The sequence below is a fragment of the Bifidobacterium sp. ESL0827 genome, from assembly GCF_052606685.1.
In genome coordinates, this window is record NZ_CP199597.1 from 1,172,407 (window position 1) to 1,187,670 (window position 15,264).

The following is a 15,264-nucleotide window of genomic DNA, read 5'->3' on the forward strand; positions in this document are numbered from 1 at the left end:
ACCCAACCCCAATCCACAGCCCGACGAAACCCCGAGCACCATACGAATCCACAACGCGAAAAGCTACAGCGAACTTTACACTGAGACGCAATACAAGTATTGCTTGCGTGACGGTTAAAAGTCTTCCATAAATTATTGACAAAAGATGCAATAAGTCAAAAGTTATTGTAAAGTACGATTCGTATGCGCTAAGGGCATACCTAATTTAGGGCCTATAGGAACTAAACGCGTTGTTTTAGGTTCTGTGTGTGGGTTTGGTTGTGTGTTGGTCAGAGTGTGGTGTTGGGGTATCTGACTGGTGTGTGGAACTCGTTCCAGTTGATGGCGGTGCCGTAGTGTTCGGGCTCGTCCTGTTCCTGTCTGGTTTCCCGTTTGGGTGCTGGTTGTGGCTGGTGGTGTTCGTCCCTGATCAGGCTGGCGGGGTCGGGGTTGTCGGTTTTCATGTAGCAGTGCCATTCGCAGGCGCGTCTCATGTGGCTCTCGGGTAGGCCGTGGTGTTGCAGGAGGGTGCGTTTGATGGGTGAGTTGACTCCTCCTTCCAGCCGGTTGGTGGTGCGTTCCACTGGCCCGCCGGCGGTGAGTTCGGGTTCCAGGAAGGCGAAGAGCTGCCTGTCTTGGAAGAGGTGTTCGAGCCTGCGGTAGCAGCGGCGGAGTTCCTGGTGGGTCCACCACCAGGATTGGTGGCTGGCTTTGGGGTTGGCTGGGTCGTCCTTGGCCATGGTGCGTTCGTCGATGAGGGTTTTCCATCTTTCGTGCCAGGCGTTCAAGGCCTCACCCCAACGCACCGCTTCCTCGATGGTATGGACCCGGGTGAGCTGGTCGGAGAGTCGCTTGAGTTCCTTGCCGGCCTGAAGTCGTGGTTTGAGTGTCAGGTCGGTTTTGGTGTTGCGTTGCACGTGCACCAGGCAGCGTTGGATGCGCGTGCCGTTGGATGCGCGTGCCCGGCCAGCAGGCATGGCAGGCTTTCTGCACGCCGCGAAGGCCGTCGGTGATGAGCACGTCGGGCCCGGGGATGCGGGAGAACAGGGCCGTGTAGGCCGCCGTGTTCTCCTGATGGCACCACTGCCAGTCGATGACCTGGCCCGTCTGCCCGTCGATCGCTATCAGGAGGCACCAGCCGTGTGCCATATACGTGCCGTCGGCCATGAGCGTGTGATGGACCACCCCGTCCGGTGTGATTGCCGGCTTGATGTTCCAGCACCAGCCGACCCGTTTACGCCAGGCCCTGGCGCCCATGGCCCCCATCTGTTCCTGGGTCCTGCCCGTCAGCAGCCAGTCCAGGAACTCCCTCAACTGCGCGGCGCGGGCCCGGTCCTGCCTGCGCGCGGTGGACGTGATCGAGCAGGACGGACACATCCAGCGCTGCGTGCCTGATCTGTTGCGCCCATGCTTGCGCATCCGCCCATGGCATATGGGGCAATGCCTGGCCCTCTTCGATCTGGTTCTCATTCCCCAATCGAACAGGAACGGGCACCCCTGCAAGACCCCTATTAACAACCCGACCTATTAACAACCACCCAACACGCTTACAGCCACAAGGCCAAACCCCCAACATAAACAACGCGTTTAGTTCCTATAGCCCAGATCCTGGAACAACAGCGAGACAGGCCACTGAACTAAAGCACTTTCACCCATCGTGTCTAATCGTGTCTGAAGGGGAATGACCCGGATATTAAATAACCCCTGGAAGCTAATGCTTCCAGAGGCTCTCGGTGCGCCAGACAGGATTCGAACCTGCAACCTGCTGATCCGTAGTCAGCTGCTCTAATCCGTTGGGCTACTGGCGCATGTCATCTTGACGAGGAACTCGTTTTTGACAACTCATTTATATTACCGCAATTGTGGATTCTGTCCAGTCTGGTGTGTCGCACAGAAAGCGAGAAACCACAGGTTTTAGGCCGACTTTGACCAAGACAGCCAGAGCAAATATTCCACGTTGCCATGGGCTCCTGTTATGGGCGATGGCATGGTAGCACGAATAACGAATCCATGCTCACGTGCACAGGCCAAGACACGTTCCAGAGCCTCTTGCCTGCGGTCTTCGTCCGTCACAATGCCATGATGGCCCAGAAGGCTACGTCCGACCTCGAACTGGGGCTTAACCAGCAACAGACAGTTGGCAGCATGCGCCAGCAAGGCAGGCAGGACAGGAATGACATAGGTCAGTGAGATGAAGGACACATCCGAGACCACATACTCCGGGCGATAAGGCAGGTCCCCCGGCTGGACTTCGCGTATGTTGACACCACTCATGTCAATCACTTTAGGATCAGCAGCAATCCTTTTCAGCAGCTGTCCGTGGCCCACATCAAGGGCGATAACTCGCCTTGCCCCGTGCCTGAGCAGAACGTCAGTGAAACCGCCCGTGGAAGCCCCGATATCGAGACAGAGCCTGTCCTGCGGACCGGGCATCCCCTGCGCCGCAAAAGTCGTCAGGGCGCCCTCCAGTTTCAGCGCTCCCCGGGAGGCATAGTCATCGCCCGGATCCAGAAGAATCACATCGCCTGGCTGGACGCTCTGAGCAGGCTTTGATGCCAGATGATCGTTGACCGTAACCCGGCCCTGCCGAATCAACACCTGGGCTCTGGCACGTGAATCCGTCAGCCCCTGTGCAGACAGGATACGGTCAAGCCGGTCGCGGGTGTGAGCCACAGTCCTTCGACGACCGTCCCCAGCGCTGACGACCGTGTCCTCAACGTTCACTTGCCCTCCCGGTTCAGGTCCTGCTGGAGCCCGGCCAGCACCTTGCCGAGCAGCTCGACCTGTTGGGCATCGTCCAGATCATCCAATTGAGCCAAATCAGGGAAACGTTCCAAAAGAGGTGCCATAGCCTGCTTATCCATGGGCTCTTCGGGTACTGAGGCAGTCGTATCCTCGTCATCTGCCTGAGAGGACCGTCCAGAACGCTCAGACTCTAGAGGCTGCCCGGTCTGGCCGGACTGCTCAGGTGGCCCGTAGTGATTGGACTCCTGGGATGGTCCACTCGCTCCCGGCTGTCCGGAGTCGACCTCTTCCGTCATGGCCTCTATGCCCCTACGACGAAGGCGGGCAGATCCAGCGCGTCCATGTCTCCGCCACGATCCTGGTACTCCCAGAGCGCACAGGCGCAGGCCCGCACAGCATCCAGATCGGACAGGGGGTCGCCGCCACCATCAAGAGCATGCAGAGTCACATGCCCATCATCATTCACCTTTGCGGTTTGGCCGCCGCAGTGCCAGGTCTGGTCGGCCTCCTTACTGGGCTGGGGTTGTGGTGCAGTCAGGCCGCGCAGGTCTTCAGCCAGATAGGTAGGCCGCAACTTGGCAGGTGCAGTCAGAATGGCGGGTGTTCGGGCCACACCCGTCAGGACGAGCATTGAGTCGTACCCGCCCCGGTTGGCTGCCTCGATGTCGGTGTCCAGACGATCGCCCACAGGCAGGCATCGGTCAATGTCCAAGATCTTCTCCTGTCTGTCGGCCAACAGCTGCCGAGCCTCATCGTACATGGCCGATTCCGGCTTGCCGGCCGAGTCCTCCGGCTGCTCACCAGTAGCCAGAATCACCGGTTGGAGCATGGCTCCATTGCCGGGCGCCATGCCACCTTCCCGGGGCAGAGTCTGATCCTTGTTGGTAGTGAAGTAACGTGCACCGTGTTCAATGGCAAAGGCGGCCTGGGCCAGATCCTGCCAACTCAATTCGGGATACCAAGCCTGGATGACGGCCTCTGGCTGATCTGCTGCCTTGTCTACCGGAACCATCCCGTTGATGCGAATCTGGTCACGCAGATGATCGGAACCAATGACGAGCACCCTGGCACCCTTTTTCAAGTGTCGGCGCAGCATTCGTGCGGCTACGACGGCCGAAGTGATGACCTGGCCATCGTCCAGGGTGAGACCGAACCCACGCAGCTGATCGGCCACCACATGAGGGAACCGGGATGCATTGTTGGTGGTGTAAGCCATGCGCATGCCGAGCGTCTGAGCGCGGTCGATGCCCTCGGCCGCATGCTCTACAGGATCAGCGCCCCGGTAGACCACTCCATCCAGGTCCAGTAGAGCCAGACGGTAAATCTTTGCCGGAGCGTCATCAGTTCCTTTGAGGAAGGCGGTCATGATTCAGCCTTGCCTAGAGTAGAAGCATCGGACCCCTTGACCTGCTTATCTTTTGTCTGTTCATTTTCCTGATCGATAGTGTCTGCCTCGGATCCTGCAGCTTGTGCAGTCGCGTCACTGTCGTCGATAGCCGAATCATCGGCAACAGCCACGTCAGTTCCGTCACCAGCTTGACCGCTTTGAGAACCATCGTCCGAAGTTTCTGCATCAAGGTGGGTTGGCTCTCCGCCTGATTCCTTCACAGCATCTGACGATTCCGGCATTTCGGATGAACCAGCTGAGTCAGACGGACCAGTTGAATCAGATGTATCGAATGTATCAGCTGAATCAAAAGATTCAGTCGAATCAGTTGAGTCACCTGTGTCAGTTGAGTCAGCCGAATTGTTCGAAGCTACAGATTCAGGAGATTCCTCAACCTTACTGCCATTGGCACCCTGATCGGATGCATCAGTGGCTTCAGCCTCATCCGAGTCATCCTCACCACCATCCGGGTCAATGGAGAGCTCCTCCATCATGGCCGGATCCAGGTGCTCCAGGTCGTAGTCAATCAGGATCTCCTCGGACTGTCCGTCCTTCTGGCCATCCTCGCCCTCATCCTCGTCGGCATACTCCGCTTCCAGTCGATTCAGCAGGGGTTCCAACTCCAGAGCCTCCTGGCTGCGACCAGCCTGTTCAAGGAAGTTCTGCTCGGCCTGCACGGCACGCATCCGGTAGTCACCGCTGAGCCCGCGGGCCTTGACCAGGGCCTGAACGGTCTCGATAGCCTTGTCCCATAAGCCCAAATCGCCCAGCGCTCCGGCATAAACCAGGAACATCTCCGCCTTGGACTCGCCCTGCAGCTGGCTGCCCTCCTCGGAGGTAGCCTCCTCAATGGCCTTGCGGGGATTGCCAAGACCACGTTCGCAGTCTGCGATGAAAGGCAGGTAATCAGAATAGCCGTTCATACGGTGTGCAGTACGGAATTCCTTCAAGGCCAGCTTGTAGTCGCCTTGACGGTAGGCGACCAGGGCCAGGGTCTCACGGGCAAGATCAATCCTGGATGCCTGTCGGGCAGCCCACTTGGCATGAGCCAGGGCCCCCTGGGGATCAGTCTCCTCCAGCGCGTAGGCGGCCAGGATGTGCAGGCCGATGTTCTCTGCGTGCTCCTTGCTCAGTCCGCGCAGGCGCAGGCGATCATCCTTGGAGAGCATGGACCATTCCAGGCCCTTGGGCATCTTAGGCTCGCCAGGCCGACGATCCGTATAGGGGTTCTGCGAGGGGTAGGAGATGGTCCCGTCAGAGTTGCGGCGACCACGGTCATAGCCATTCTGGCGGTCACGCTGATAGGCCCCTCGGCGGTCGTCATGGCGATGATCATCACGACGACGGTCATCACGGCCATGCTGGCTCTGATACCTGCCGTCACGGGAACGGTCGCCCCGATAGCCGCCTTGACGATGGTCATCACGGGAACGATCGCCATAGGAGTGGTTGCCGTAGGGACGATCCCCACGTGAACGGTCCTGACGTGGACGGTCATCACGTGAGCGGTTGTTCCAGGGGCGACCCCCACCGGACCGCTCATCCTGCCGACGATCAAACCTCCGGTCGTCATCCCGGCGGCGGTCCCCGTGGAAGCCCTGGCCACGATCACGGTCACGGTCATGCCGCTGGTAGCTGCGCCCGGAACGTCGATCGCCATACCCCGACCGACCGCGGTTGTTGTCACGATCACGATGCCCATATCCGCCATTCCCGTTGGCATGAAAGTCGCGACGTGGACGGTCGCCATCCTGCCGACGGCCGTGGCGGTCGTCACGCCTGTCAAAATGCCGATCCCGGTCGGAATCCCTGCGGAAGCCGCCGTGACCATCCTGACGGTCATGTCTGTATCCGCGATTGTCGCGCTCGAACCGGTCGTGCCCGCGCCCGCGGAAGGGCCGCTGGCCATTCCTATTCTCGGAACGGCGCTCTTCGCCGCCCTCGCCGTCATGGTTGTGGAAGTTACCGGAACGGTGACCCCCCGAACGATAGCCTCCGGAGTGGTATCCGCCCGAGTGCGAACCGCCCTTGTGGAAGCCCGAAGAGCGACGGCCACCCGACCGGAATCCGCCCGGACGCGAACCGCCCCGGCCCCGTCCGCGATCGCCCCGGGAATGATTGTGTTCTTCTGCCATTAGTGTCCTTAATTCCTACGTTCCTACTTGCCGGCCCGACGCTCAAGCGCGCCCAGGGCCTTCTTTCCTCTGCGAACCAGGGCGAAGCGCCCATGCAGAAAGTCTTTGTTCCCCAATACCTGATCCGGATCCTCGATCCGCTGGTTATTCAGGTAGAAACCACCCGATGCCACAGTCTTGCGTGCCTCGGAGACCGAGCGGAAGAGCCCGGCCGCAACCCCGGCCTCAACCAGACGCTGACCCTCGCTGGCCGCGGGCAGAGCTCGCCCACCTTGACCATCATCGACCTTGAGGCCGTCGAGTGCGGAATCCAGCACATCCTCGTCCAGCTCCTCCAGGGTCTTGCCGCGACCGAAGAGGGCACCAGAGGCATCAATCGCCCCTTGTGCGGCATGTTCGCCGTGCACATATGAGGTCACTTGCCAGGCCAGAACCTTCTGGGCCTCGCGAGCGCCTGGATCCTGGGCGGTCCTCTCCTCCAAACGCTCGATCTCGGCCTTGGGCAGGAAGGTGAAGGTCTTCAGCAGCTTGACCACCTGGTCGTCAGGCTGGTTGAACCAGAACTGGTAGAAGCGATAGGGGCTGAACATGGTGGGATCCAGCCAGACCGCGTTGCCTTCGGACTTACCGAACTTTTTGCCCTGGGAGTCGGTGATCAACGGGCTGGTCATGACGTTGACAGAGGCATTGCGCACCTTGCGAATCAGGTCCAGGCCGCTGGTCAGGTTCCCCCACTGGTCGCTGCCGCCCAGCTGCAGACTGCATCCGTAGCGGTCGAAGAGCTCCAGGAAGTCATTGCCCTGGAGCACCTGATAGCTGAACTCGGTAAAGGAGATGCCCTCGTCGGAGTCCAGACGGCGGGCCACCGTGTCCTTGGCCAGCATGGTACCCATGCGGAAGTTCTTGCCCACGTCGCGCAGGAAGTCGATGGTACTCATGGAGCCGGTCCACTCATAATTATTGACGAACCGGACGGGGTTGTCCCCCTCGGTGTCCAGGAAGCGTCCGATTTGGCCACGCAGCCGCTCGGTCCACTCGGCCACGGTCTGCTTGGGATTCAGGGTACGCTCCCCCGACTGCCGAGGGTCGCCAATCAGCCCGGTGGCCCCGCCCACAACGGCGATGGGATGCAGACCGGCCGCCTGCAGGTGACGCATGTTGAGCAGCTGGACCAGATTGCCCACGTGCAGTGAGGGGGCCGTGGGGTCAAATCCGCAATAATAGGTCACCGAGGGGTCGGCCAGCACCTTCCTGAGCTCGGACTCGTCCGTGCACTGGGCAATGAGACCGCGCCACTTGAGTTCGTCGAAAAGCGAGTCGAAACCCGCCTGCCTGAAATCGGTGACCTGCGACATGAGAGGCTACTCCCTATCGAATATTTAATGAATGTATGCTAAACCCTACTATTCTTGCAACAGATACCGACACGGCAGAGCCCCGGACCACCGCAGACAAGGCCGCATCAAGCCGGACTGATTATTCATTGCTAATCAGTCGCTGTTGATTGACTATTGACCGCTAACCGTCTCGCTAAGGCAGAACGACCAGCGGGAACGTCTCAGCGTAATCGCTGCATTCAGGTCAGGAATGCGCATTCACAGACAACTGATCAATTAAGTCTTGGGGAATATGGTCGACCACACAGGCAGCCATGCGCCGGTACCCCTCAACCCCCGGATGGAAGTGATCGATGCCCCAGAAGTCGGGTCGGTCGGTGCCAACGTCGTCGCGGGTGGCATCCACGAAAGGTACCGAGGCCTCTTGACAGACCTGACGGCTGGTCTGTGTCTGACGGGCTATCCGACGCTCCACCTCGGCCCTGAGCGCCCGGCCCAGAGCTGGATCCCGATAGAGCTGACCGGAGCTGAGGACCAGCACCTGGCGGCCCTTGTCTTTGGCCAGCTCGATGCTGGCTGCCAGGTCATCCCGCCACTGCTCATCGGTGCGGTTGGCCATGATGTCGTTGGAACCTGCACACAGGACCAGCAGATCAGGATGGTCCTGCAAGGCGGGCAGGAACCGGTAGCGGACCCTGCGGATGGTGGCCCCCAGCCGACCCTGGGTCGACCAGGAGACCGGACGCCCCAGCCGAGTGGCAAGGCATGCGGCTATGTCAGGGACGAAGCCCTGACTCTGGTCCTCTACCCCGCAGCCGACCGCCATGGAGTCGCCCACCACCAGCATGGTCAGCGGCTCCAGGTCACGGCCTTGGTCCGGAGGCGAACACAGCCCGCAGCGTGAGCCAGGCGGCTCTTTTGCCAGAGTGATGTGCTCCTTGGCCCACCAAGCCTGGACCAGTGCCACCGGATTCATGTCCGCCGCCGCCTTTCGCCGTTTGCCGTCCCTCTTGGGGAATTGCCGTTCGGAATTTTAACGCGGACACCGGCCTGGCGGAAACCAGAAAGCTCACCTGGGCGGACGGTAGGCAGGCCCATCAGACTGCGAGTCAGCGAAGGTCTTCAGCTCCTCCAACGCATGTGCAGCCTGGTCCATCTGCTCCTTTACCCTCTCCGGCGCAGTGCCCCCCTGGCCCTGGCGAGCACGCACGGCTCCCCCGGCGGTCAGGACTGAACGGACCTTCGGGGCTTGATCGGCAGGTACCCAGTCAGCGAAGACCCTGACGAAATCGTCATCATCCAAGTCAGCCAGCTCGCAACCACGACCCTCGGCCAGCTTGACGCAGGCCCCGGAGAGTTCGTGGGCATGCCGGAAGGGCACCCCCTGTCTGACCAGCCACTCGGCCAAGTCGGTGGCCAGAGCAAATCCTGTGGGGGCTTGCTCCTCCAGGCGATCCTTGTTGAAGGTCAAAGTGGCGACCATGCCGGCAAAGGCGGGCAGCAGGACTTCCAGGGTGTCCACCTGGTCGAAGACCGCCTCCTTGTCCTCCTGCAGGTCGCGCGCATAAGCTGTCGGCAGCCCCTTGAGAGTGGTCAGCAGGCCAGCCAGATCCCCGACCAGCCGACCGGCCTTGCCACGAGCCAGCTCAGCCACGTCCGGATTCTTCTTTTGAGGCATGATGGAGGACCCGGTCGAGTAGCTGTCGTCCAGGCGGACAAAGGCGAACTCCTGGGTGTTCCAGATGATGATCTCCTCGGCCAGCCTGGACAGATCCACGCCGATCATGGCAGCGACAAAGGCGAACTCGGCCACCACATCCCTTGCTGCAGTCCCATCGATGGAGTTGGCACAGACCCGGCTAAAGCCCAAATCCCGTGCCACTGGTAGTGGGTCCAGACCCAGGGTGGTGCCGGCGAGCGCGCCGGATCCATATGGACTGGCATCGGCACGCTGGTCCCAGTCCCTCAGGCGTTCCAGGTCACGGATGAGAGGCCAGACATGGGCCATGAGCTGGTGGGACAGCAGGACAGGCTGAGCGTGCTGCATGTGTGTGCGGCCAGGCATGACCGTAGTTCCCGCCGCACGGGCCTGATCCATCAGAGCCTGTGCTGTACGCAGCAGGTCCTTGGCCAGCACCCGGGCGTGACGGCGCAGCCAGATCCGAATCAGGGTGGCGATCTGATCGTTGCGCGAACGCCCGGCCCGCAGCTTGCCTCCCAGCTGATCCCCCGCTATGTCGATCAGACCACGCTCCAGAGCAGTGGCCTCATCCTCATCACCAGGTTCAGGGGCAAAGGCGCCGGAATCCACCTGGTCCTGGAGTTCATCCAGTGCCTTCTCCATGCGTGCCAGTTCGTCATCATCCAGCAACCCAGCACGGTTGAGAGCCCGAGCATGGGCCCGGGAACCGGCCAGGTCGTCATCGGCCAGTCGCCAATCAAACTGGGTGGACCGGCTCAGCTCGACCAGCGCCGGCGAGGGACCACCGCTGAAGCGCCCGCCCCAGAGAGCCATAGGCTTGTCGCCGGTGCTCACTGCTCTTGTCCGTCCTGTGCAATGCCGCTGCCGAAGCGCATATCACGGGCGGCGGCCACCTTGTCGGCCAGGCCATAGATGGCGATGAACCCGTTGGAGGCATTCTGGTCGAAGCTGTCACCGGACTCGTAAGTGGCCAGGCTGTAGTCGTAAAGGGAGCTGTCGGAGTGCCGACCCGTGACCACGGCCCGTCCCCCGTGCATGACCATGCGGATGCGGCCGGAGACATAGCGCTGGGTCTCTTCGATGAAGGCGTTCAGCGAGCGGACGGCCGGCGAATACCACTGGGCATCGTAGACCAGCTCTCCCCAGCGCTTGTCGATGTCGCGCTTGATCCGGTGCTGTTCGCGCTCCAAGCAGCAGTTCTCAAGCTCCTGGTGGGCGGTGATCAGGGCCACGGCGCCAGGAGCCTCATAGAGCTCGCGGGACTTGATGCCCACCAACCTGTCCTCGATCAGATCCACGCGTCCGATCCCTTGGGCTCCGGCGCGCCGGTTCATCTCTTCGATGGCCTCCAGAGGGGTGACGGCCCTGCCGTCGATGCGCACTGGGATACCCTGCTCGAAGTCGATGGTCACCTCATCCTCGACCGGCGGGAAGGCTGGATCGTCGGTGTAGGAGTAGACATCCTTGGTGGGCCCATTCCAGGGATCCTCCAGGTAGCCGGTCTCGATGGCCCGTCCCCAGACGTTCTGGTCGATGGAATAGGGGCTCTCCTCGGTCTGCTCGATGGGCAGATGGTGCTCCTTGGCGTAGGCGATCTCCACATCCCGCATCAATCCCAGATCACGGATGGGGCTGATGGCCTTCAGCGTGGGGTCGATGGACATGATGGAGACCTCGAAACGGACCTGGTCGTTGCCCTTGCCGGTGCAACCGTGGGCTATGGTGTCGGCACCGTACCGGTGGGCCGCCTGAACCAGATGCTTGGTGATCAGCGGCCTTGAGATGGCTGATACCAGCGGGTAGACGCCCTCGTACATGGCATTGGCCTTGAGCGCCAGCATGCAGTAATCCCTGGCGAACTCGTCCCGGGCATCCACCACGACGGACTCGACAGCCCCGCAGTCCAAGGCACGCTGGCGGATGGTCTGCAGACGCTCCCCGCCCTGCCCCACATCCAGGGAGACGGCCACCACATCCTTGCCGGTGCGCTCCTTGAGGTAGGGAATGGACACCGAAGTGTCCAGGCCGCCCGAGTAGGCCAGCACGATGCGATTGTTTTCGGTCATGGCGATCCTCTTTCCTTCTAATTTCACACTTTTAGATATTCAGTCCGTGCTTCCAGCGATCATCGGCCCCGGGCATCCTCCTGGCCGGAGACAATGGTCATCAGCCAGTCGGCCCGTGATGAAGCCGATTCATCGTCTGCAGCGATGATCAGAATCGTGTCGTCCCCAGCTATTGTGCCCAGGATTCCATTGATGGGCTGGCGGTCCAGGGCGGAAGCCGCATATTGGGCGGCACCGGCCGGGGTTCTGACCACCAGCAGGTTGCGGGCCCGTGCCACCGAGGTGATCAGCCCGGTCAGAATCTTGGCCAGGTAGGCATCAGTCTTGTTCTCCCCTTCGACCTCAGGCCCCTCGGCGGCAGCGGCCTCCATGGCCTGCTGATCGGTGGTGGCGGGAATCCAGTAGGCCATGCTGCCGTCTGCATACCGCAACTTGGTGGCGTGCAGGTCGTCCAAGTCCCGGCTCAGGGTGGCCTGGGTCACCTCGATGCCCTGCTCCGCCAGCAAGGCTGACAGCTGCTGCTGGGAATTGACACGATGTCGGTTCAGGGCCTGACGGATGGCATCCAGCCGGGCCACCTTGGTCGTCGGACGCATCAGCACACCCCTTGCAGGAGTGACTCATCGCCCCTGGAGCGGGCTACCAGCCAGGTCATCAGTGCCTTCTGGGCGTGCAGTCGGTTTTCGGCCTCATCCCAGACCACGGACTGGGGGCCGTCAATGACCTCAGCCGTCACCTCTCGACCCCTGTATGCAGGCAGGCAGTGCTGGAAGAGGGCATCCGGGCGGGCATGGGTCATAAGTGCGGCGTTGACCTGATAGGGCATGAATGGGTGGGAGCGAATTTCATACTGATCCTCCTCGCCCATGGAGACCCAGGTGTCCGTGAAGACACAGTCGGCATCCTCCACGGCCTGCACCGGATCCGTAGTGACCAGAATGGATCCGCCGTTTTCAGCAGCCAGGGTCCGCGCCTGATCCACCAGACCCGGATCGGGCAGGAAACCATGGGGTCCGGCAATCCGCACGTTCATACCGGCTACCGCCCCGCCCAGCAGATAGGAGTTGGCCATGTTGTTGGCAGCGTCGCCCAGGTAGGCAATGGTCATGCCAGCCAGGGCATCGACCCCGCCCCGGTGCTGTGCCAGGGTCAGGAAGTCGGCCAGAACCTGGCAGGGATGGAAGGAATCGGTCAGCGCGTTGATGACGGGCACGGTGGCATGGGCAGCCATGGTCTCCACCCGATCCTGGCCAAAGGTGCGCCAGACTATGGTGGACGTCATCCGTGTCAACACGTTGGCGGTGTCCGCCACAGGCTCGCCACGGCCAAGCTGCGAGCCAGAGCTGTCGATGACCATAGGATAGCCGCCCAGCTGGGCCACGCCTACGCAAAAGCTGGTTCTGGTTCGCGTGCTGGGCTTATCGAAGATGATCGCCACGGCCTGAGGCCCATGGTAAGGCTGGGACAAATAGGGATTGGTCCTGAAGGCCATGCCTAGTCGAAGTACCTCCAGTTGCTCCTCGTGGTTGAGGTCGTTGTCACGCAGCATGTGCCGCAAACCGTTGCTCATCTCTGCCTCCCTATCGCTATGATTACGCACGTCATTGATGGCTGATCTCACTGATCATCCTGCCCCAAGCCCTTCCCGAGACTGACCGGAGCCTTAGACAGGATATCCACGGCCAGGTCGATCTGGTCGGCTTCGATGATCAGGGGCGGAGCCAGCCGCAGGGCATCAGGGGCCACTGCATTGACGATCAGCCCATGGTCCAAAGCCCAGGAGGCCAGATCCCCGGCACAGGGAGCACTCAGCTGGACCGCATCCAGCAGCCCCCTGCCTCTGACCTGGTTATAAAGGGGATTGCCGCAATCAGTAAGGCCAGCACGCAGCCTCTCCCCCATCTGCCGCGCCCGTTCCAGCAGACCCTCCCGCTGGATGGTCTCCAAGGTTGTCAGTGCCAGGGCCGATCCCAGAGGATTGCCACCGAAGGTGGACCCGTGCATGCCAGGGGTCAGCAGGCCCGATGGCCCAGGACCGAAGGTGATCATCCCGCCCATGGGGAAGCCGCCTGCGACCCCCTTGGCGAAGGTGAGCACGTCTGGGCAGGCTCCGCCGGACAGGCTCTGGTCCTGGAATGCGAACCAGTGACCGGTCCTGCCCATGCCGGTCTGCACTTCGTCCAAAATCATCAGGGCCCCATACCGGCTACAGAGCTCGCGCACCTCACGAACATAGTCAGGATTCAGCGGTAGCACCCCGGCCTCTCCCTGGATGAGCTCCAGAATGACGGCAGCCACCGGCTCTCCTGAGGTCTCCCCCTGTGCAAAGGCCTTCTCTATAGCATCGCCGTCTTCTGCCGGCAGGAAGCCCATACCCGGGACCAGGGGTTGGAAGGGCTCACGGATGGCCGGCTTCCATGTCAGGCTCAAGGAGCCCATGCTGCGGCCGTGGAAACTATGGGTCAGAGCCAGGATCCGGCCAGGGTGACCGCCCATGCGAGCGCCATGCAGCCGGGCAAGCTTGATGGCCGCCTCATTGGCCTCGGTTCCCGAGTTGGCGAAGAAGACGCGGGACCCCTCCGGAGCCTGTGCCAGGTCCAGCAATCGTTCGGCCAGCTCGATCTGAGGCTGGGAGGCGAAGAAGTTGCTGATGTGGGCCATCTTTCCTGCCTGCTCAGCCAGTGCCTTGTTCCAGGCAGGATGGGCGTAACCCAGAGCATTGACCGCGATTCCGGCCATCATGTCCAGATAGCGGTTGCCGTCCAGGTCCCAGATCCAGGCGCCTCGGCCATGGTCCATGACTCTGCCCGGGCGTCCGAAGACCTTCATGTGAACGCGGTCATAGCGGTCTGCCCATTGACTGCTCTGCGGCCCTTCGGGAGTCCTCATAGGCTCAGCAGTTTCGGCAGTGGGCGCATCAGCCTTCGTCATGGATCCTCCTCATGATCATGTCCCGGCCCGGCACGACCACCGTGCCGATGCCGTTGCGGGTGAATATCTCGTTGAGCATGGAATGCGGTCGCCGTCCGTCGATGACGTGCGCCTCGCCCACCCCGGAGCGCACGGCCTGCAGGCAGGCTTCCATCTTGGGGCGCATCCCCTCATGCATGTCCTCCAACATATCCTCAAGTCGGTCCACGCCGATGCTGGAGACCAGTGAATCGGCCTGGGGCCAGTTGGCGTACAATCCCTCCACGTCGGTGAGAATGACCAGTTTCCGAGCCCCCAGAGCTACTGCCAGAGCAGATGCGGCCGCGTCGGCATTCACGTTGAGCACCTGGGTGGGATCCTGCTCGTCAGGAGCCACGGAGGAGACGACAGGGATCCGCCCGGCATCGATCAGGTCTTCGACGGCCGAGGCATCCACGCCCACGACCTCGCCTACCAGGCCTAAATCAACCGGTTGGCCGTCCACTATGCCAGTACGGCGGGCCGCACTGAACAGGCCGGCATCCTCCCCTGACAGGCCGACAGCCATGGGACCATGAGCATTGATGGCACCGACCAGATCCCTGCCTACCTGTCCGGTCAGCACCATGCGAACCACCTTCATGGTCTCCGGAGTGGTTACCCGCAGGCCGCCACGAAAGACTGATGGAATCCCCAGGGCCTGAAGCATGTGGGATATCTGCGGACCGCCACCGTGCACCACCACCGGATGCATGCCCACCTGCCTCAGGAAGACCATATCCTGGGCGAAGCACTGGCGCAGATGGTCGTCCACCATGGCATGGCCGCCGTATTTGACTACGATTCGCTGGCCGGCGAACTCCTCCAGCCAGGGCAGGGCCTCAATGAGCACCTGGGCCTTGCGGGCGTCGTCCAAGGCCTTTTCAGCTTCGGCATCCTGCTCGTCATCCGCCATCCTCTTCCCCTTCCTTATGACCATCTTCCGATTGCTGCGGCTCTTGGC

12 protein-coding genes, 1 tRNA gene and 1 pseudogene are annotated in these 15,264 nt (G+C 61.5%); all 14 read right to left on the reverse strand.

What is annotated here, in order from left to right; translation table 11 throughout:
• Nucleotides 1-269: 269 nt before the first annotated feature.
• Nucleotides 270-1,449, reverse strand: a pseudogene (locus tag ACUIAI_RS04630) (IS1249 family transposase).
• A 264-nt stretch (nucleotides 1,450-1,713) separates the two neighbouring features.
• A tRNA-Arg gene (locus ACUIAI_RS04635) sits at nucleotides 1,714-1,787 on the reverse strand.
• A 106-nt stretch (nucleotides 1,788-1,893) separates the two neighbouring features.
• Nucleotides 1,894-2,652 carry a TlyA family RNA methyltransferase gene (locus tag ACUIAI_RS04640; RefSeq protein WP_445342815.1) on the reverse strand — a complete coding sequence of 253 codons (759 nt, stop codon included), beginning with the start codon at nucleotides 2,650-2,652 and terminating at the stop codon, nucleotides 1,894-1,896.
• Nucleotides 2,653-2,699: 47 nt separating this feature from the next.
• Nucleotides 2,700-3,020 carry a hypothetical protein gene (locus ACUIAI_RS04645; protein WP_445341682.1) on the reverse strand — a complete coding sequence of 107 codons (321 nt, stop codon included), beginning with the start codon at nucleotides 3,018-3,020 and terminating at the stop codon, nucleotides 2,700-2,702.
• Between the two features lie 5 nt (nucleotides 3,021-3,025).
• A complete protein-coding gene (locus tag ACUIAI_RS04650; protein ID WP_445341683.1) occupies nucleotides 3,026-4,090 on the reverse strand; it encodes an HAD-IIA family hydrolase in 1,065 nt (354 codons plus the stop codon).
• Nucleotides 4,087-6,246, reverse strand: a complete 2,160-nt coding sequence (locus ACUIAI_RS04655) for a helicase (RefSeq protein WP_445341684.1) — start codon at nucleotides 6,244-6,246, stop codon at nucleotides 4,087-4,089. Before ACUIAI_RS04655 ends, ACUIAI_RS04650 begins: the two co-directional genes overlap by 4 nt.
• A gap of 23 nt (nucleotides 6,247-6,269) precedes the next feature.
• Nucleotides 6,270-7,601 carry a tyrosine--tRNA ligase gene (tyrS, locus tag ACUIAI_RS04660; protein WP_445341685.1) on the reverse strand — a complete coding sequence of 444 codons (1,332 nt, stop codon included), beginning with the start codon at nucleotides 7,599-7,601 and terminating at the stop codon, nucleotides 6,270-6,272.
• 226 nt (nucleotides 7,602-7,827) lie between these two features.
• A complete protein-coding gene (locus tag ACUIAI_RS04665; RefSeq protein WP_445341686.1) occupies nucleotides 7,828-8,559 on the reverse strand; it encodes an SGNH/GDSL hydrolase family protein in 732 nt (243 codons plus the stop codon).
• Nucleotides 8,560-8,652: 93 nt separating this feature from the next.
• Complete coding sequence (argH, locus tag ACUIAI_RS04670) at nucleotides 8,653-10,098, reverse strand: argininosuccinate lyase (RefSeq protein ID WP_445342816.1); 1,446 nt, start codon at nucleotides 10,096-10,098, stop codon at nucleotides 8,653-8,655.
• Between the two features lie 17 nt (nucleotides 10,099-10,115).
• Complete coding sequence (locus ACUIAI_RS04675; RefSeq protein WP_445341687.1) at nucleotides 10,116-11,351, reverse strand: argininosuccinate synthase; 1,236 nt, start codon at nucleotides 11,349-11,351, stop codon at nucleotides 10,116-10,118.
• A gap of 59 nt (nucleotides 11,352-11,410) precedes the next feature.
• Nucleotides 11,411-11,947 carry an arginine repressor gene (locus ACUIAI_RS04680; protein ID WP_254477328.1) on the reverse strand — a complete coding sequence of 179 codons (537 nt, stop codon included), beginning with the start codon at nucleotides 11,945-11,947 and terminating at the stop codon, nucleotides 11,411-11,413.
• Entirely contained in the window at nucleotides 11,947-12,921 is a 975-nt protein-coding gene (argF, locus tag ACUIAI_RS04685) for an ornithine carbamoyltransferase (RefSeq protein ID WP_445341688.1), read from the reverse strand. The genes ACUIAI_RS04680 and argF overlap by 1 nt, the downstream gene beginning before the upstream one ends.
• A gap of 47 nt (nucleotides 12,922-12,968) precedes the next feature.
• Nucleotides 12,969-14,240 carry an acetylornithine transaminase gene (locus ACUIAI_RS04690; RefSeq protein WP_445342817.1) on the reverse strand — a complete coding sequence of 424 codons (1,272 nt, stop codon included), beginning with the start codon at nucleotides 14,238-14,240 and terminating at the stop codon, nucleotides 12,969-12,971.
• A 28-nt stretch (nucleotides 14,241-14,268) separates the two neighbouring features.
• Nucleotides 14,269-15,216 carry an acetylglutamate kinase gene (argB, locus tag ACUIAI_RS04695; protein WP_445341689.1) on the reverse strand — a complete coding sequence of 316 codons (948 nt, stop codon included), beginning with the start codon at nucleotides 15,214-15,216 and terminating at the stop codon, nucleotides 14,269-14,271.
• Nucleotides 15,217-15,264 lie beyond the last annotated feature (48 nt).